Source organism: Nonomuraea sp. NPDC003709, from assembly GCF_040610775.1.
GTDB classification, from domain to species: domain Bacteria; phylum Actinomycetota; class Actinomycetes; order Streptosporangiales; family Streptosporangiaceae; genus Nonomuraea; species Nonomuraea angiospora_A.
In genome coordinates this window covers 1-18489 of sequence record NZ_JBEXMW010000039.1, presented here as the reverse complement: position 1 = coordinate 18489, position 18489 = coordinate 1, and the positions used below count along the sequence as shown (strand labels likewise).

Sequence of the window (18489 nt, the reverse complement as noted above, 5' to 3'; positions counted from 1 at the left end):
CCTTCTAGGTGTAGGCCTTCACTTCGAGCAGTCCCACCGAGGCTTGACCGCTCTGCAGGACCACGCGTAGTCGTGTGGTGCTGATCGGGTTGAACGTGACCTTGTTGTAGGCGTTGATGGCGATCGGGTACGTGCCGGGGACGTCGACGTAGGCGCTGCCGTTCCAGTACTGGAGCTTCCAGGAGGCGGGCAGGCGCACGCCGTCGGCGTCGTCGAAGAAGTAGACGTCGGCGGATTTGAGGGTCTGGGCGGACGGCCAGGTGAGCTCGGCCCACTGGCTGCCGGTGTTGGGCCAGGTGCCCCAGCGGCGGTTGACGGTGTCGTTCGAGCCGGGCGGGTCGATGCCGTCGTTGATGGCCGCCACGCTCTCCCACGGGGAGGTGTAGGAGGCGGACGGGGTCGCGCTGCCGGCCACGTTGGTGGAGGTGCCGCCGCCGCTGCCGACCGTCAGCTGGAAGGTCCTGGTCTGCGGCGTGCTGAGCTTGTCGTAGTCACGCAGCTGGACGGTGAAGCCGGACGTCCCGGCCGTGGTGGGGGTGCCGCTGATCGCGCCGGTGAACCGGTCGAGCGTGAGCCCCGCGGGCAGGGAGCCGCCGGTGACCTGCCAGTCGTAGAACGGCACGCCGCCCTTGGCCTGAAGGGTCTGGCTGTAGGCCGTGCCCGGCGTGGCCGACGGCAGGGAGGTGGTGACGATGGACGGCGGCAGGAACGGGGTGAGGTTGCGGTTGAGCTTCCACCCGGCGTTCTCCGCGACCAGCAGCGCCAGCTTGGTCAGCATCCACCGGCGGGTGGGGAACATGTGGGTCCAGCCGCCGTTCTGGCCGCTGAGCCGGTCCCAGTACTTCTGGTCGCCGGGGATGTGGTAGCTGCTGTCCAGGGGGACGGGGTAGCCCTCGTAGGCGACGACATCGGGGTCATTGCCCCCTGAGGCCACGTAGGAGCGCATCCCGGCCCAGTCGCTGTGGTAGGCGACGGCATGGCCGTACTCGTGCATGACCAGGCCGTGCACGTCGAGCACCGAGCCCGCGATCTCCGTCTTGTACCAGTCCTCGTCGGCCAGGGAGGTGAACAGCTGCTTGCCGGCCTCGTCGTACTCGAAGATCATCGCGGTCGAGCGGTGCAGCGGGCCCGCGAGCTGCTGGCCGCCCCGGGTGCTGTACTTGCCGTTGGCGGCGGGGTAGCCGGTCGAGTACGGGGTCTGGATGCCGCGGAAGAACACGTACATGCCGTTGTAGGCCGCGTTGTTGGTGACGTTGATGTTGTTCTGCCAGTCGTTGCCCGGCAGGTGGTTGTTCTCCGCCCCGGCCGCCACGGTGTCGAACGGCTGCATGTCGAAGAACCTGAACCAGTCCTTCACCGCCTCCTCGGCGGCGTTCCTGAAGTTCGGCTCGTTGAAGTAGCCGGTGATGTTGTCGTAGCGGTAGTCGAAGGCGATGGGCAGGCTGGGCTGCAGCGCGGTCTTCTCGTCCTGCTGCACCCGGATCGGCAGCTGCTGCAGGGTCGTCGTGCCGGACCCGTCCCGGATGTTCAGCTTGAGCGTGTAACTTTCATCCTGGCCGGGGCCCCGCTTGGAGTGGATCGCGAGGCGGAACACCTTCTGGTCACTCGCGCTCGCGAACGTCAGCGTCTTGGTGGCGCCGGTGGCGGTGAGCTGGCTGGGCAGGTCCATCATGAGCCTGGAGGTGCCCTCGGCCTTGAGGTCGATCGTGACGGGGTACTGGACGCCGGTCGGGGGTTTGACGGTGAGCTCGACGTACGGGTTGGCCAGGTAGCCCTGCCAGTCGACGAGCTTGACGCCGTAGTCGTTGACGGTCCTGCCGAACATGTCGACGACCGTCGCGGTCGGCGCGGCGGCGTGCGCGGGCTGCGACACGCCGGTGAGTAAGGAGGCGAGTACGACTGCCGCCACGGTGACTCGCCTGGCGCCCCTGGCGGCTTTCGGGGCGCTGCGGCATCCTCGGTCCATCCGGACTCCTTTAAGGATGGGAATAGGTTTTCCCTGGCGCACAGTAAGGTGTTACACAGCACCGGTCAACCCCATCCGCCGCCTTGCAGAGCCTTGCAGCGCCCCCCGCTACGGGGCGGCGCGACGGGTGGACTCGCGCAGGACCAGGCTGGCCGGGACGATCGTGACGCCGCCGGTGGCGGGCTTGCCCGCGATGACGTCCAGCAGGTGCCGGGCCGCCATCCGGCCGATCTCCCCCAGGTTCATGTCCACGGTCGTCAGCGGCGGCCGGCACCCCAGCGCCATCGGCTCCCAGTTGTCGAACCCGACCAGCGCCACGTCCTCGGGAACCCGCCGCCCCCGCTCGCGCAGCGTCTCGGCGACCCCGCGGGCGATCTGGTCGCTCCCGCAGAAGATGGCGTCCACGTCGGGCGCGGCGTGCAGCAGCACGTCGGCCCCCTGCCGCCCCCATTCCTCGCTCCACTGCCCGTACAGGATCTCGCCCGCCGGTGACAGCCCGGCCGAGGCGAGGGCGGTGGTCAGGCCCTGGGCGCGCCGCCGCGCGGCCTGGAAGCGCTGCGGCCCGGTGACGTGGCCGATGCGGGTGCGGCCCGTCGCCATGAGGTGGCGGGCGGCCAGCGCCCCGCCGCCCTCGTCGTCCGGGATGATCGACACGTCCGAGTCGTCGGTCGACTGCGTCATCGCGTACACGACGGGAACGGGCAGGTCATGGCCGATGCCGGCGCGCGGCTCGGTGCGCCGCCCCGTGACGATGATGCCCTCGACGCGCCTGGCCAGCAGGCGCTCGACGTAGTGCCGCTCCCTGATCGGGTCGTCGCGCGTGTCGCACATGAACACCGAGATCTGCCCCGCGCCGAGCGCGTCCTCGGCGCCCAGCATCACCGGGATGCTGAAGCGGCCGAAGCTGTCGCCCGTGACCAGGCCCACCGTGTACGTGCGGCCCGCCAGCAGCCCCTGGGCCAGCGGATTGGGCCGGAAGCCGAGCCGCTCGGCGGCGGCGAGCACCCGGTCGCGGGTCTCGTCGCGCATCCGGCCGCGGCCGTTGAGCGCCTTGGACGCGGTGCCGATCGACACGTCGGCCGCGGCCGCGACGTCCCTGATCGTGATGGTCTTCGCCGTCCCATCCGAAGGACTGATCAACCGAGTCCCCTTTCGCACAAGCATCCGCTCTTGACCTGTGATGTATCACACCTTACCCTCCGTTTGAGAAAACCTATTCCCAAGGTTTTCTCAGCAAGGCCCCGAGTTGAGGTTGAGGAGCTTGATGCACCAGAGTCCTGTCGTTCCGTCCAGTCGGGCACTGTGGCGGCCGATCGGCATCAATGACGTCGTCATCACCGGCGGCCCGTTCGCGCGATGGCAGCGGATCAATCATGAGGACAGCATCCCGCTGGGCCTGGAGCAGATGGAGCGTTCGGGCGTGCTGCCCAACCTCCGCCGCGCCGGAGGTGAGGGCGAAGGCCCCTTCCAGGGTTACCGCTTCCAGGACTCCGACCTCTACAAGCAGTTGGAGGCGATCGCGTGGGAGTACGTCCGCGCCCCTGAGCCAGGGTACGCCGAGTTCGCCGACCAGGCCGCGGCCGTGCTGAAGAAGGCCCAGCGTGACAACGGCTACCTCAACTCGCACTACCAGGTCGTCAAGCCGGACAAGATCTACGCCGAGCTCGAGTACAGCCACGAGATGTACTGCGCCGGCCACCTGTTCCAGGCGGCGGTGGCCGCCGCCCGCGCCGGGATCGGCGACGGGGTGGTCGAGGTCGCCAGGCGCTTCGCCGACCACCTGGTGGAGGAGTTCCTGACCGGCGGGAACGACGGCATCGACGGCCACGCCGAGGTCGAGACCGCGCTGGTCGAGCTGTACCGGCTGACCGGCGAGCGCACGTACCTGGAGCTGGCGTCCAAGCTGATCGACAACCGCGGCAAGGGCCTCATCAAGGACAGCGGCATGGGCATGCTGTACGCCCAGGACCACCTGCCGGTCCGCGAGGCCGACACCGCGGTCGGGCACGCCGTGCGCCAGCTCTACCTGGAGGCCGGCATCGTCGACGTCTACCTGGAGACCGGCGACGAGTCGCTGCTGGAGTGCTCGCTGCGCCGCTGGGAGGACATGGTCGCCACCAAGACGTACATCACGGGCGGCCACGGCTCGCGCCACGACGGCGAGGCGTTCGGCGAGCGGTACGAGCTGCCGTCCGACCGCTCCTACAGCGAGAGCTGCGCCGCCATCGCGAGCATTCACTGGAACTGGCGGCTGCTCCTGGCCACCGGCCACGGGCGCCACGCCGACCTGATCGAGCGCACGCTCTACAACGCCTTCGCCGCCTCCACGTCGGCCGACGGCGTGCGCTTCTTCTACGTCAACCCGCTGCAGCGCCGCTCCGACCTCGTCGAGGACGCCTATCTCGGCCGGCGCAGGGAGTGGTTCGCGTGCGCCTGCTGCCCGCCGAACATCATGCGCCTGGTGGCCTCGCTCGGCTCCTACCTGGCCACGACCACCGACGCCGGCCTCCAGCTGCACCAGTACGTCCCCGGCACCGTGAACGGCCGGGTCCGGATCGAGACCGACTACCCGTGGGACGGGCTCGTCCGCATCACGATCGAGGACGAGGGCGAATGGGAGCTCGCGCTGCGCATCCCCGCCTGGAGCGAGAAAACCACCATCGATGACAGCCCCGCCCGAGCCGCCGAGGACGGATATTTCCGTATCCGTCGTCAGTGGCACCGGGGCGACACGGTCGAGCTCCGGCTCGACATGACGCCCAGGATCGTCCACCCCCACCGCAGGATCGACGCGTTGCGGGGCAGCGTGGCCCTGGAGCGCGGACCGCTCGTCTACTGCTTCGAGCAGACCGACCAGCCCGAGGGCGTCGAGGTGGACGACCTTGCCCTGAGCCCGCAGGCACCCCTGCGTCTGAAGCCCGTGGACGACCTCCCGGGCGTCGGGCGCACCGTACTGATCGAAACCGACGCCGCCGCCGTGGACCAGCCGCGCGGCGGATTGCCGTACACCACGAAAACCCTGGCGACCAGCACCAGCGTGACCGCGACCGCCGTCCCCTACTTCCAGTGGGACAACCGGGACGGCGGCCCGATGCGGGTCTGGATCCCCCTCGCGTAAGGAAAGACGCGGATGAGAAGACGCGACCTGTTGAAGCTGGGCGGGCTCGCCGCCCTCGGCACCGCGGCCGCGGCCTGCGGCGGCGGCTCGGGCTCCGGCTCGGGCGGCAAGAACGTGCAGCTCCAGTTCATGTACTGGGGTTCGACGTTCGAGAAGGCGGCTGTCGAGCGGATGCTCAAGCAGTACGAGCAGAAGCACGCGGGGGTGACGGTCAAGCCGCTCTACACGCCCGACGAGTACGACGTGAAGCTCAACACGCTCGTGGCCAGCAACCGGCTCCCGGACGCCGGGTACGTGCCGCTGGCGATGTCGTACCGGCTGGGCCAGCAGGGCAAGCTCGTCAACCTGTTCCCCTATTTGAAGAAATATCCGCAGCTCGCCGGATACCTGCCGGACGCGTACCTGTGGAGCGGCCAGGACAACCTGCACGGTGTCGCGACCGCGAACGAGATCGAGCTGCTGTGGTACAGCAAGTCCGCCGTCGCCGCCGCCGGGGTGACGCCGCCCGCCGACGCCGCCTCCGCGTGGACGTGGGACCAGCTCGTCGAGAACGCCTACAAGCTGACGATCGACCAGAACGGCAAGCACCCGGACGAGTCGGGCTTCGACCCCAAGCAGATCAAGCAGTTCGGCATCTCCAGCAGCATCACCTACGGCGCCGCCTGGTACGGGTTCCTGCGCAGCAACGGCGTCGACTTCGCCGACGAGGCCGGCAAGAAGTGCCTGCTCGACACCCCTGAGGCGATCCAGGTGTTCCAGAACCTGCAGGACCTCATCTACAAGCACCGCGTCGCCCCCGGCCCGGGCCAGCTGGCCGCGACCGGCGACGACGTGCCCGGCACCAACATCCTGCTCAAGACCAAGCGGGTGGCGATGGTGGTGGACGGTCACTGGAGCCTGCTCGACATGAACGAGAGCAAGGTCGACTACGGCATCGGCGTGCTGCCCAAGTACAAGGAGCCGTTCACCTCCTCCCAGGTGGCGGGCGCCTCGGCGGTGTTCGCGGGGTCCAAGCACGAGCAGGAGGCGGTCGAGCTGTTCGCCTTCCACAACGACCCGCGCTACGTCGACCTGTTCGCCAAGGGCCTGTGGATGCCCCAGGAGAAGAAGTACTACGAGGACCAGGCCTCCATCGACTCCTGGACCAAGAACGAGCTCCACCCGCCGGAGTTCCGCACCGCCGTGGTGGACTACGCGCGCGACCACGGCGTGCCCACGTTCGGCAACCGCGTCAAGAACATGTCCACCATCTCCAGCGACGTCCTCACCCCCGCCCTCCAGGAGCTCGAGACCGGCAAGCGCCCGGCCGCCGAGATCCTCAAGGCCGTCGCGCCGAAGATCTCCAGCATGCTCCAGGGCTGGCAGCACTCCCAGGAGCTGTGATGCGCCGCCTCGAAACACGATGGGGCATCCTGATGGCGCTGCCCGCCATCCTCGGGTTCGTCATCTTCACGATCGGGCCCATGGTGGCGTCGGCGTACTTCAGCCTGACCGACTGGACGATCGGCGCCAGCCCGAACTTCGTCGGCCTGGACAACTACGCCACCATGGTCCAGGACGAGCTGTTCTGGAAGTCGCTGTCCACCACCACGTACTACACCCTCGGTGCGGTGCCGCTGGTGCTGATCGTCAGCTTCGCCGTGGCCATGCTGCTCAACGAGAAGGTGCGCGGCCTGGCCGTCTGGCGGACGATCTTCTACCTGCCGACGCTCGTCCCCGCCATCGCCAACGTCGTCCTGTGGATCTGGATCTTCAACCCGGACTTCGGCCTGCTGAACTCCCTGCTCCGGCAGGGAGGCCTGCCGGGCTCCCAGTGGATCTACGCCGAGTCGACCGCGGTGCCCTCGATGATCATCATGAGCACGTGGGGCTTCGGCAACACCATGGTGATCTTCCTGGCGGGGCTGCAGGGCGTGCCGAGGCACCTGTACGAGGCCGTCTCGATCGACGGCGGCGGCCCCTGGCGGCGCTTCTGGCACGTGACGCTGCCGATGATGACGCCGACCATCTTCTACAACCTGGTGGTCGGCGTGGTCGGCACCTTCCAGGTGTTCAACCAGGCATACGTGATGACCGAGGGCGGCCCCAACCACGCCACGCTCTTCTACGTCTACTACCTGTTCCGCAAGGCGTTCACCGAGAGCGAGATGGGCTACGCCAGCGCCCTCGCCTGGACCCTGTTCATGATCATTATGGTGGTCACGTTCCTCATGTTCAGAAACGCCCGCCGCTGGGTCTACTACGAGATGGCAGGCGCGCGATGACCGCCCTGGCGACACCGGACCAGACCACCGCGCGCGGCGTGGCCCCGACCCAGGGGCTGCGCAAACCGCGCAGGTACGGCCGCATCCTGCTCTACGTGGCGCTGGTGGCGGGGTCGATCCCGACCCTGCTGCCGTTCGTCTGGCTGGTGCGCAGCGCGCTCATGCAGGACGCGCAGATGTTCGTCTCGCCGCCCCAGTGGATCCCCTCGCCGTTCCAGTGGTCGAACTTCAGCGAGTCCCTCACCACCCAGCCGTTCGCCCGCTACTTCCTCAACACGGTGGTCATCGCCGTCATCAGCGTCCTGGGCACCGTGCTGACCTGCGCGGTGGCGGCCTTCAGCTTCTCCAGGCTGCGCTGGCGCGGGCGCAACGTGGTGTTCGCGCTGCTGCTCAGCGGCGTGATGCTGCCGTACGCGGTGACGCTCATCCCGACGTTCGTCATGTGGCAGCAGCTGGACGCGATCGACACCATCGCGCCGCTCACGGTCCCGAGCTGGTTCGCCGGGGCGGGCGGGGGAGTGTTCAACATCTTCCTGCTGCGGCAGTTCTTCCTGACGATCCCGTTCGAGCTGGACGAGGCCGCCTACATCGACGGGGCCTCGCCGTGGCGGGTGTTCTGGACGATCATCATGCCGCTGTCCAAACCCGCGATCATCGTGGTGACCATCTTCACGTTCATCGGCACCTGGAACGACTTCCTCGGGCCGCTGCTGTACCTGCAGAACGAGGAGAACTACACGCTGTCGCTGGGGCTGGCGTCATTCCAGAGCATGTACATCACCCAGTGGGGCTACCTCATGGCGGCCTCGGCGGCCATCATCGCGCCGATCATCGCGCTGTTCTTCTTCATGCAGCGCTACTTCATCGAGGGGGTCACCCTGACGGGCATCAAGAACTAGGGACGAAGCCCCGTCATTCCTCCCAGACGGCGCTACCGACGCGCCACGTCGCGCGCCCCCTCCAGCATGATGAGAGCGCGGGGGGCGCCGGGCAGGCGCTCGGCCAGCGCCTCCAGGACGGGGAGCAGCACCCGCGCCGGGATGCCCCGCGCCGTGAGGACGTCCGCCATCCAGCCCGCGAAGGAGGAGAACAGCTCGGGGTCGTCGACGTACAGGGCGGCCCGCAGGTGGTCGATGATGGACGCGACGTCCTCGGCGGGATGTCCGAGCCTGCGCTCCGCGTAGGCCGGCGCCAGCTCGGGGACGCGCCGGGTCAGCTCTTCCGCGACGCCTCTCACCAGGTCCGCGGCGGACCCGGTGAGGTCGGCGTACTCGCGGCCGGCCAGATGCGGCCGCTCCTCGGCGCTCCGGCCGGACGCCGGGCGGCGCGGCGGCGGCCCGCCGGCCAGGAGGTCGGCGGCGGCACACGCGTCGGGGGCCCAGGCGTCGGCTCCGAGCAGCCGGGCATAGCGTCCGTCCGGGCCGAAGGCGGCGCCGCCGGCCAGCACCGGCGTGCCCACCGCCTGGCACGACGTGATGGCCGCGTGCGCGGCGGGCAGGCGGGGCGCGAGCGAGCCCGACAGCGCCACCGCGTCCGGATCCGTCCGGTGCAGGTGGGCGACCAGGTGCGGCGTGGGCACCTGCGCGCCCAGGTAGTCGACGTGCCAGCCGCGCAGGCGCAGCACCTCGGCCAGCAGCCGCGCCGGGAACGCGTGCCACTCGCCGTGGACGCAGGCCACCGTGATGCGGCCCCTGCCCGGCTCCGGACTCCGCCGTGCGGAGGGCAGATGAGCCAGCGTCGCGAGCACGCGCTCGTTGACGGCCGTGGCGGTGTGCTCCTGGGCGACCGTGATGCGGTCGGCCACCCATTCCAGGCCGACGCGCGACTGCACCGCGGCGACGACGTCCAGCAGCAGGGTCTCCATGGGCATCCCGGCGTCGAGCGCGGCCAGCACCGCGTCGGCGGCGGCGTACTCGTCACCGGCCGTCGCCGCCGCCCACAATGTCTCGACCCGTTCCTCGACGTCGTGTGTCATGGCGGCGCGCCGTGAGAGGGCTCGCGGGGCGCGGTGATGGCGACGACCGCCATGTCGTCGTGCTCGCCGGCGCCGACCCACTGGCAGGCCAGCATCTGGACGCGGTCGGCCAGGGCTTCGGGGGGCATGCCGGCGCACTGCCGGAGCTGCTCGCACAGCCGCTCCTCGCCGAAGAACTCGTCGCCGAGCGGTCCGCCCCTGGCCTCGACGATGCCGTCGCTGTAGAGCAGGCACGTCTCGCCGGGCTCCAGCAGCACCGGCTCGGTGACGCTGGTGATGTGCTCCACCAGGCCGATCAGCGTGCCGGCGGCGTGCACCGGCTCCACGCGGCCGTCGTTGCGCAGGATCAGCGGCGGCGGATGCCCGGCGCTGGTCAGCCGCACCACGACCTGGTTCGCGCGGCGCGAGATCGAGGCCAGGACGAGCGTGACGAAGCTCGTCGGATCCCCATGGGTGAGCAGCGCGCCGTTCAGCAGTTCGAGCACCCGATGGTGGTCGTCGGCCAGCGGCACCAGGGCGCGCAGGATGTTGCGGATCCTGCCGGTGAGCACGGCGGCCTCCAGGCCCTTGCCGGACACGTCGCCGAGCACCACCAGCGACTCCCGGCCGGAGCCGCCGACGGGATGCACGTCGTAGAAGTCGCCGCCGACGCGTTCGCTGTCGCCCGCGGGCCGGTAGCGGGCCGCCAGCTCCACGCCCTCGAGCGGCGGCGCCGTGGGCGGCAGCAGCTCCGCCATCAGGGTCTCGGCGATGGCCGCCTGCTCGGCGTACAGCCGCGCGACCGAGATCGCCGCCCCGGCCCACGCGGTGAACAGCGGCGCGAACACCGTCTCGGCGTCCGAGAAACCGGCCTGAGGGGTACGGCGCAGCAGCACCAGCGCGCCCGCGGCCAGGCCATGGCCCGGCAGCGCGGTCACCGCCACGGAGCCCACCTCGCCGCCCCGGTCGCGCAGCACCCAGCCGGGCGCCTCGGCTGGCTCGACCCACCGGACGGGCGCCGGAGGAAAGCCCTGCAGCGCCTCCGCGAGCCCCGGGAGCGTACGGGGATCGACCGACGCGCGCTCGCGGGACACCTCGCCCCGCGGATCGCAGTAGACGATCATGTACTGGCGCGGGGCCAGCGGCATGACGACCAGCGCGGCGTCGGCGAGCCGCCGGGCGGCCAGGCGCGCGGTCGCCTCCAGGCAACGCTCCATGTTCAGCGACGACAGCAGCTCGACGGACGCCTCCACCATGAACGCGGTCCACTCCCGCTCGGCGCGCAGCTCCTCGACGGCCCGCTGGTGATCGTCGACGTCGACCAGCCACCACGTGACCCGATCGCGCCCGGCGTGCACCGGATGCGCCTCGAACACCGGCCCGCCGACCGGCCCGCGGGCCCGCTGACCCACCCGCTGACCCACCTGCTGATCGACACGCTGATCGACACGCTGATCGACACGGCGCCCGGCGCAGGCCTCACGATGGGCCTGCGACAGCCAGGCCGGGGCCACCCGCGCCAGCGGCACGCCGACGGCCGCGCCGGCGAGAAGCAGCCGGGCCGCCTCGTTCGCCTGCTCGATGATGCCGGCGCTATCGACCGTCAGCATCGGGTACGGCGCGTCTTCCCACACCATCCCGATCGTGCCTCGCCCCAGACCCCTCTCCAGAACCGTCACTCTACGTGCTGGGGGCCGTGGCCTTCGTCACGACATACTGGTTCTTTGCAGTATCTTTCACCCCTCGCGTGGCGTGCGGATCTTCAGGGAAATCGATTGCTCGCTCTTGTGGACCATTGTGGACGTGGCCGAGGCGAGAAGGGCGAGTTTGTCGGCGTCGTCAGTGCCGGGGTCCGGGTGGTAGACGACGAGCGTCTGGCCCGGAGCGCCGCTGACGCCCAGCCGCTCCCGGTTCAGCCGCAGGCCACCGACCTGCGGGTGATCGATGTGCTTGGGCGCGCCTTCGCACGCCTCCACGTCGTGCCGGGCCCAGAGCCGGCTGAAGCGGGGGCTGGCGAGGGAGAGCTCGCCGACGAGTTCGATGAATCGGGGATCGTCCGTGTCGGTGCCGACGGACTCACGGAAGCCGGCGACCATGCCGGCGGCGGCGTTCTCCCAGTCCGGGTAGAGCGCCTGCTCGGCGGGGTCGAGGAACAAGTCCCGCAGGCGGTTGGCTCCCGCCACGAGGCGCGGCGACAGAGCGGTGGCCAGCGCGTTGGCGGCGAGGACGTCGAAGTAGCGGCCCTCGACGTACGCGGGCAGCGGCAGCATGGCGACGAGCTGGGCGACGCCCGGAGGGACGGTCTCCTTCCTGGCCCGGCGCCGGCGCCGCCGGGGGTTGCCGGCGCCGAGGCGCAGCAGGTACGCCGTCGCGTCGTCGTCGAGCCGCAGCACGCGGGCGAGGGCCTCGAGGACCTGCGCGGAGGGGTTGCGGTCGCGGCCCTGCTCCAGGCGCAGGTAGTAGTCGGCGCTGATGCCGGCGAGCATCGCGACCTCTTCGCGGCGCAGGCCCGGCACGCGCCGCACCCCCGAAACGGGGATACCGACCTGTTCCGGAGTGATGAGCTCGCGGCGCGCGCGCACGTAATCACCCAGCAGGTTCGATTCGCTCATCTCCGCACTGTAATCCGCGCGACCGCCTGCCTGCCTGGTCCTGTCACCCCCAGGATCGCGGGGGCTCTGGCTCCGTCCGGGCCTCGTCGGCAGCCTGGCGGACCATGACAACATATTTGCTGGTACACGGTGCCTGGCACAGCGGACAGTGCTGGGAGCGGGTCGTCCCGTTGCTGGAGTCGGCCGGACACCGGGTGGCCGCGCCGTCGCTGACCGGCCACGGCGACAAGGCGCATCTGCTCAGCCCCGAGGTCGGGCTGGACACGCACGTCGGCGACATCGTCGGGCTGATCCTCGAGGAGGACCTCACCGAGGTGATACTCGTGGGACACAGCTACGCGGGGCTGGTCATCTCGTCCGCCGCCAACCAGGTCCCGGATCGGATCGCGCACCTGGTCTACCTCGACGCGATGGTCCCGGAGGACGGCGAGAGCGCGGCCGACGTCCAGCCCGTGACCCGGGTTCTGATCGACCGCGCCGCGCAGTCCGGCAGCGGCTGGCGGGTTCCGCCGCTGCCCGAGCTGCCGCCGCCCGCGGGGCTGTTCGGGGTCACCGACCCCGCGGACGTCGCCTGGCTGCGCACGATGCTGTCGGATCAGCCGGTGCGCTCCCTCCAGCAACCGGTCCGGCTGGACAACCCGGCCGTGAACGCGATCCCGCGGACCCACATCCACTGCACCGTCGGCAAGCCGGACGGCATCACCCGCCGGCCCGTCCCCGAGACGCAGCCCAACGGCACCCCGGCGCAGGTGTGGGAACTGGCGACCGGCCACGACTGCATGATCACCATGCCGGCCGAGCTCGCCGAGCTACTGCTCAAGCTCGACTGATCCTGTTGAGAAAGAGGGAGTCGATGGCCGGGTCGCCCGTGGGCGGGTCCAGGCGGGTGGGGGCACCTGCCTCCAGGAGGGCCTCCACGGTGCCGACGTAGTCGCCGTCCTCCGCGCGGTTGTGGCGCAGCCCCCACAGCGCGCAGTCCAGCGGGGTCGGGCCCTCGTCGTCGAAGGCGCGGTCGTCCAGATCGGCGCCGCGCTCGATGAGCAGCCGCACGGTCGCCGTGCGGCCGTGCATGGCGGCCTGGTCGATCGGCGTGAAGTTGCTCCAGCCGCGCGTGTCCACCGCCATGCCGGCGTCCAGCAGGGCCCGCACCACGTCGGTACGGCCCAGCAGGGCGAACTGGCCCAGCGCCCAGCCGTAGTCCCCGGTGTCCGCCGGGTTGCCGAGAGCCGGTGGCGGCGCGGCGGGCAGGCGCGCCGACTCGCCCCGGGCCACCGCCAGGACGGCGGCGTCCACCGGGTCCAGGTCGGCCGTCGCGCCACGCGCGGCCAGCAGCTCGTACGCGGCCAGGTGGCCGCAGCGGGCGGCCAGCGCGAGGGGGCGGCGGCCGACGTCCCAGCGGTCCCACGGCAGGTTCACGTCGGCCCCGGCGTCGAGGAGCATCGTCAGGATGGTGACGCCCCGGCCGCGGGCGATGGCGTGGTGCAGGGCGCGGCAGGCGTTCACGTCGGCGCCGCGGTCGAGGAACCAGCGCAGCCCCGCCGCGTCCTCGAAGTCCAGCTTGTGCGCCACCATGCGCTCGAAGCCGGGCCGGTGGAGGAGGTCGAGGAAGGCCGGGTCCGACTGCTCGCACGCGTGGTAGAAGGCGTCCTCGTCCGGGGGTGCGCCGCGCTCGACGAGGAGCCGGGCCAGGGCCAGGTCGCCCCGCTCCACGGCGTCGAACAGCGCCGTCCGCCTGCCTTCGCCGCCCCACTCCACGGTGTGGCTGCCGGGGTCGGCGCCGGCGTCCAGCAGGAGCCGGGCGCACTCGCGTACCCGCTCGTCGGGGGCGACGGCCCGGCGCAGCAGCACCAGCAGCGGCGGGAGCCCGCCGACCGGCTCACCGGCCGGGAGGAACGCCGCCAGCGCGGCCGGATCGGCCAGGACGAGCGCCCGCTCGATGCCCTCCAGGGCGGCGACGCGTACGTGCTCGACCAGCTTCGGCCAGCTCGGGAAGCCGTACTCGCGGGCCAGCTCGAACTGCGCCCGGCTCAGCGGGACGCCCCGGGCACGCTTGCGGTGTTTGGCCTGCTTGCGCAGATGCTCCAGCGAAGGGCGCTGGGGAAGATCGGACACGGCGAACCTCCGGCTGCCCGGGTCCGCGAGCTCGGGCCGAGGTCCGTCGACCACATGGAGTGTGCCGCCAGTGGGATGATCCCTTCCCCGCGGACTGGACGCGCCCGGCAACGCCCTCCCATCCTAGCGGGGGCCGCGCCGAGACGCGGCCCCCGGGTGTCAGAGCGTGATCGGCACCCGCGCGCCCGTGCGGGCCGACTCCAGGGCCGCGGTGACCATGGCCAGGCTGCGGATGTTGTCGTGGCACTCGCCCTGCGGCGCCTGCCCCGTACGCAGCCCCGTCACGAACTCCTCCAGCCCCTCGGCCAGCCCCTGGAAACGCCGCCGGCCGGGGAACGCGTCGGCCTCCGGCGGGTGCGGCCGCACCACGTGCCCCTCGGCCGCCTCGGCCGTCGGATCACCCTTGCCGTCCCAGCGCGCCGTCCCGCGGGGACCGGCCGCCCGCCAGCTGCCCGTCCAGGATGTCGCCTGGCCCGGCGCCGACCAGCTCCCGGCGAACGTGTAGCGCAGCCCGCCGGTCATCTCGAAGATCGCGGTCGCCGAGCACGCCCCCGGATACCACGTCCACGACGGCCGGAACGACTCGCAGTAGACGGACACGGGATCCGTCCCCGACACCGCCCGCGCCGCGTCGAACAGGTGGATCGCCATGTCCTGTAACAGCGGATGCTCCAGCGTCCCCAGGAAGTCCGGCCCACGGTAGGGCATGAAGAACTCCGAGGTCAGCACCCCCAGCGGCCCCAGGTCGGCCACCGTGCGCCGGAAGGCCACCAGGGTCTGCATGAACCGGCGGTTCTGGTTGACCGCGAACAGCCGCCCCGCCTCGTCGGCCGCCCGGACCATCGAGCGGGCCTCGTCCAGGGTGACCGCCATGGGCTTCTCGCTCAGCACCGCCACCCCGCGCCGCAGCGCCGTGACCGTCACGTCGTGGTGGGCCTGGGGGACGGTGCAGTTGACGATGAAGTCGGGCTCCTCGCCGTCGAGCACGGCGGTCAGCGAGGCGCTGACGGGCAGGTCGTCGAGGCCGAGCTCGGCGGCGGCGGCCCGGGCGCGCTCCTCCACCACGTCCACCCAGCCCACCAGCTCGGTGCCGGGGTGGGCGAGCAGCTCGGGCGCCCACTGGCCGCCGATGTAGCCCGCGCCGACCACCACGCCGCGCAGCGGCCGGTCCTCCTTGACGATGTCGAAGGTCACGCGGCCCCCTACCACTGGATGGGGGTGTGGGCGTTCTGGAGCGGCTCGCCCACGCCGTCCGCCGGCGCGGCCCACAGGACGGCGTTGGCGAGCACCCGCCGCACGCCGGGGTGGTGGTAGACGGGATATTCCTGGTCGCCGGGGCTGAAGTAGAAGATCTTGCCCAGGCCCCTGCGGAAGCAGCAGCCGCTGCGGAACACCTCGCCGCCGCTGAAGTTGCTGATGAACACCAGCTCGTCGGGCTCCGGGATGCCGAACGGCTCGCCGTACGTCTCCTGCTGCTCGATGACCAGCGGACGGGGGACGCCCTGCGCGATCGGGTGGCCGGGCGCGACCGTCCAGACCAGCTCGCGCTCGCCGGCGTCGCGCCAGTTGATCGTGCAGGTGGAGCCCATCAGCGCACGGAAGATCTTGGAGTAGTGGGCCGAGTGCAGCACCAGCAGGCCCATGCCGCCCAGCACGCGCCGCCGCACGCGTTCCACGACCTTGTCGTCGACCTCCTCGTGCGCCATGTGGCCCCACCAGGTCAGCACGTCGGTGCCGGCCAGGACCGCGTCGGTCAGGCCGTGCTCGGGCTCGTCGAGCACGGCGGTACGCGTGCTCACGCGCTCGCCCAGCAGCTCGGTCAGCCCCTCCGCGATGGCGCCGTGCATGCCGTCGGGATAGATGCGGCGTACCGCCTCCTCGCGCGGCTCGTGATAGTTCTCGCTCCAGACAGTGACGTTGACCGCCATGCGTTTCCTTCCTGGCCGTACGGGCGCAAGATCAGCGTACGTCGCCGCCTGCCGTCTCCGACAGCACCCGCACGTCCCACGGCCCCAGCGGCAACTCGGCGCCGGCCTCGTGGGCGGAGCCGTCGAGCACATCCCGTACCGGGACCGGTACCCGCACCGACGCGGGCTCCCACGCCCAGTTGTGCAGGAAACGAACCCGCCGCCCGTCGCGCGCGGTGGCGCCGGTCGAGGTGACGCCGGGCGGCAGCTCCGACCAGGGGCCGGGCGACGGCACCAGCCGGCGGAACAGGGCCTCGGCCAGGGCCGCGTTGGGCACGGTGCCGACATAGGTGATCCGCCCTCGCCCGTGCGCGCGGGTGGTGATCGCCGCGAACCGCCCGAAGTGCGGGTGTTCGTAGCCGGCCAGCACCTCCGCCCCGTCCGCCTGCAGGCCGTCCGCCCACCGGGTGCCCGCCGCGTCCTCCGGGAACGCCGCGCCTCTGACTGTGCCTCTGACTGGGCCCCTGACCGGCACGTCCTCGGACAGGTTGCTGAACTCGTCGTACCAGGCGCCGGCGGCGTCGGCCAGCCTGCCCGGCTGGACGTCCCTGCGGGCCCGCGCCTCGGCGTCGGCGTAGCCGGTGCGCGGGCCGACCACCAGGTGCCCGCCTGCCGCCGCGTACGCCGTCAGCCAGTCCAGCGTGGCGTCGTCGGCCACGTACAGCCCAGCGGCCACCAGCACCGGATGCCGGGCGGCCAGCGCGGCCGGCTCCCCGGCGACGGCCTGGGCGGCGTGCACCACCCGCACCTGGCAGCCGGCGTCGAACGCGCCACGGTAGAACGGCTCGAAGATGCCCTGGTAGGAGCGCTCGTCCGGCCCGCCGTCCGGCCGCCCGAGCGCGGGCTGGGCGCTCAGCGCCCACTTGCTCGGCGTGGAGTAGAGCATCGCGACGTCCGCGTCCGGGACCAGCCCCTCGACCAGCCCTCCCGCCGTCTCCAGCTCGGCCCCGATCCGGGCGATCTCCCGGTACGTGCGCCCCGGCCGCCCGCTGTGGGGCAGCACGCCGCCCCAGTACGTCTCCGTGCCGAACACCAGCGTCCGCCACTGCCAGTACTCGATCATGGAGGCACCGCGGGAGACGAGCGCCCACGCGGCCTGCCGCCACTGGCCGTCGTAGGCGGGCTGGTTCACCCAGGGCGCCCCGATGGCCTGCGCGTTCGTCTCGGTCACCAGGAACGGCTCCTGGCGGGAGGAGAACATCCGGTCCGCGCTGAGATAGAGCGCCCAGGTGCTCCTGGTCATCCAGCTCTGCGGCGCGTCCTGCGGCGCGGGCAGCGCGAGGCCGTCCTGCATCGTGTAGTACGGGTTGCCCGCGGTGACGTCGAGCCGCCGGGTCAGCTCGTCGTCGGCCACCCCGGGCCGGTCGTAGGCGATGCACGTGGTGACGAACTGCTCGGGACGGGCGTACTCGCGCACGATGTCCGCCTGCCAGCCGATGAACTCGGTCACCTGGTCGGCCTGGAAGCGCCGCCACGCCTGCGTGTACTGCGGCTGGGCGTTGCCGTCCGGCCGCCACAGGTCGGCCCAGTCCGACAGCCGGTGCGACCAGTAGACCAGGCCCCACTCCCGGTTCAGCGTCTCCACGTCGCCGTAGCGCTCGCGCAGCCAGTCGACGAACCGCTGGAACACGCCGTGGTTGTGCAGCAGGTGCAGGCCCGGCTCGTTGTCGACCTGGAAGCCGATGACCGACGGGTGGCCGGCGTACCGCTCGACGACCTTGCGGGTGATCCGCTCGGCGTGGAAGCGGAACGCCGGGTGCGTGAAGTCCATCTCCTGCCGGGCGCCCCACCCGATGCGCTGCCCGGTGGCCCGCTCCCCGGCGATCTCCGGGTAGAGCCGGGCCAGCCACGGCGGGACCGCGTACGTGGGCGTGCCCAGGATGACCCCGATGCCGCGTTCGTGCGCGCCGTCCAGCGCCGGTTGCAGCCAGTCGAGGTCGAAGCGGCCGTTCTCGGGCTCCCAGGTGGACCAGACCGACTCGCCGACCCTGATCACCGAGAAACGCGCGTCGGCCATCAGGTCCAGGTCGGTCTTCAGCAGGTCGGCGGGGTGGTATTCGGGGTAGTAGGCGGCGCCGAAGAGTACTCGCGGCACAGGGGTTCCCTTCCTTACTTTGCGGGCGGTGCGGTCGATCGGCGCACCACGAGGTGCGCGGGCAGGCCGGGCTCGCCGGGCTCGCCGGGCTCGCCGGGGGAGCGCTCGATCTCGGCGGCGAGCAGCGCGAGGCCGTGGCGGGCGATCGCCTCGAAGTCCTGGCGGATGGTGGTCAGCGGTGGCGACAGGTACGCCGCCGCCGGGATGTCGTCCATGCCGACCACGCTCACGTCGTCCGGCACCGCGCGACCGGCCTCGGCCAGGGCGCGCAGCACGCCGATCGCCATGTCGTCGTTGGCTGCGAACACCGCCGTGACCCGCGGGTCCGCCGCCAGCGCCCGGCCCGCCGCGTACCCGGAGGCGGGGGACCAGTCGCCCTCCGGCGCCGGCGGCTCGGGCGC

At 71.4% G+C, this 18489-nt stretch carries 15 protein-coding genes; 5 read left to right on the top strand and 10 right to left on the bottom strand.

Annotation, left to right across the window (positions count from 1 at the left end):
* Positions 1 to 4: 4 nt before the first annotated feature.
* The gene (locus ABZX61_RS59530; RefSeq protein ID WP_355210494.1) at positions 5 to 1966 is read right to left on the bottom strand and encodes an Ig domain-containing protein; all 1962 of its coding nucleotides are present in this window, start codon (positions 1964 to 1966) and stop codon (positions 5 to 7) included.
* A gap of 108 nt (positions 1967 to 2074) precedes the next feature.
* Positions 2075 to 3106, bottom strand: coding sequence for a LacI family DNA-binding transcriptional regulator (locus tag ABZX61_RS59525; RefSeq protein WP_350736589.1), 1032 nt, complete (start codon positions 3104 to 3106; stop codon positions 2075 to 2077).
* Between the two features lie 124 nt (positions 3107 to 3230).
* Between ABZX61_RS59525 and ABZX61_RS59520 the strand changes: the two genes are divergently transcribed.
* From ABZX61_RS59520 to ABZX61_RS59505, 4 genes are read left to right on the top strand one after another with little or no spacing between them, the layout of a single operon-like run.
* On the top strand, positions 3231 to 5084 hold the full coding sequence (locus ABZX61_RS59520) for a beta-L-arabinofuranosidase domain-containing protein (RefSeq protein WP_355210491.1): 1854 nt from the start codon (positions 3231 to 3233) through the stop codon (positions 5082 to 5084).
* Positions 5085 to 5096: 12 nt separating this feature from the next.
* Positions 5097 to 6467: an extracellular solute-binding protein gene (locus ABZX61_RS59515; protein ID WP_355210488.1), complete on the top strand. Its 1371-nt coding sequence runs from the start codon at positions 5097 to 5099 to the stop codon at positions 6465 to 6467.
* On the top strand, positions 6467 to 7348 hold the full coding sequence (locus tag ABZX61_RS59510; RefSeq protein ID WP_355210486.1) for a sugar ABC transporter permease: 882 nt from the start codon (positions 6467 to 6469) through the stop codon (positions 7346 to 7348). Before ABZX61_RS59515 ends, ABZX61_RS59510 begins: the two co-directional genes overlap by 1 nt.
* Positions 7345 to 8247, top strand: coding sequence for a carbohydrate ABC transporter permease (locus ABZX61_RS59505; protein ID WP_355210483.1), 903 nt, complete (start codon positions 7345 to 7347; stop codon positions 8245 to 8247). Before ABZX61_RS59510 ends, ABZX61_RS59505 begins: the two co-directional genes overlap by 4 nt.
* A gap of 32 nt (positions 8248 to 8279) precedes the next feature.
* Here ABZX61_RS59505 and ABZX61_RS59500 read toward each other — a convergent pair whose 3' ends face one another.
* The 3 genes from ABZX61_RS59500 to ABZX61_RS59490 all read right to left on the bottom strand — a co-directional run bounded on the left by ABZX61_RS59500 (position 8280) and on the right by ABZX61_RS59490 (position 11914).
* Positions 8280 to 9323, bottom strand: a complete 1044-nt coding sequence (locus tag ABZX61_RS59500; protein ID WP_355210480.1) for a cobalamin-dependent protein — start codon at positions 9321 to 9323, stop codon at positions 8280 to 8282.
* Positions 9320 to 10912: a PP2C family protein-serine/threonine phosphatase gene (locus ABZX61_RS59495; RefSeq protein WP_355210477.1), complete on the bottom strand. Its 1593-nt coding sequence runs from the start codon at positions 10910 to 10912 to the stop codon at positions 9320 to 9322. The genes ABZX61_RS59500 and ABZX61_RS59495 overlap by 4 nt, the downstream gene beginning before the upstream one ends.
* A gap of 126 nt (positions 10913 to 11038) precedes the next feature.
* The gene (locus ABZX61_RS59490) at positions 11039 to 11914 is read right to left on the bottom strand and encodes a helix-turn-helix transcriptional regulator (protein WP_355210474.1); all 876 of its coding nucleotides are present in this window, start codon (positions 11912 to 11914) and stop codon (positions 11039 to 11041) included.
* 104 nt (positions 11915 to 12018) lie between these two features.
* Between ABZX61_RS59490 and ABZX61_RS59485 the strand changes: the two genes are divergently transcribed.
* Positions 12019 to 12744: an alpha/beta hydrolase gene (locus tag ABZX61_RS59485; protein WP_355210471.1), complete on the top strand. Its 726-nt coding sequence runs from the start codon at positions 12019 to 12021 to the stop codon at positions 12742 to 12744.
* Here ABZX61_RS59485 and ABZX61_RS59480 read toward each other — a convergent pair.
* The 5 genes from ABZX61_RS59480 to ABZX61_RS59460 form a co-directional block, all read right to left on the bottom strand.
* Positions 12731 to 14026 (bottom strand): ankyrin repeat domain-containing protein, encoded by a 1296-nt coding sequence (locus ABZX61_RS59480; RefSeq protein ID WP_355210468.1) that lies wholly within the window; start codon positions 14024 to 14026, stop codon positions 12731 to 12733. The two genes, ABZX61_RS59485 and ABZX61_RS59480, sit on opposite strands and share 14 nt — an antisense overlap.
* 159 nt (positions 14027 to 14185) lie before the next feature.
* Positions 14186 to 15220 (bottom strand): Gfo/Idh/MocA family oxidoreductase, encoded by a 1035-nt coding sequence (locus ABZX61_RS59475; RefSeq protein ID WP_355210465.1) that lies wholly within the window; start codon positions 15218 to 15220, stop codon positions 14186 to 14188.
* Positions 15221 to 15228: 8 nt separating this feature from the next.
* Positions 15229 to 15954 carry a ThuA domain-containing protein gene (locus tag ABZX61_RS59470; RefSeq protein ID WP_350736561.1) on the bottom strand — a complete coding sequence of 242 codons (726 nt, stop codon included), beginning with the start codon at positions 15952 to 15954 and terminating at the stop codon, positions 15229 to 15231.
* A gap of 31 nt (positions 15955 to 15985) precedes the next feature.
* A complete protein-coding gene (locus ABZX61_RS59465; RefSeq protein WP_355210462.1) occupies positions 15986 to 18088 on the bottom strand; it encodes a beta-galactosidase in 2103 nt (700 codons plus the stop codon).
* A 14-nt stretch (positions 18089 to 18102) separates the two neighbouring features.
* Positions 18103 to 18489, bottom strand: a 387-nt coding sequence (locus ABZX61_RS59460; protein ID WP_355210459.1) for a substrate-binding domain-containing protein, incomplete at its 5' end; no start/stop codon positions are given.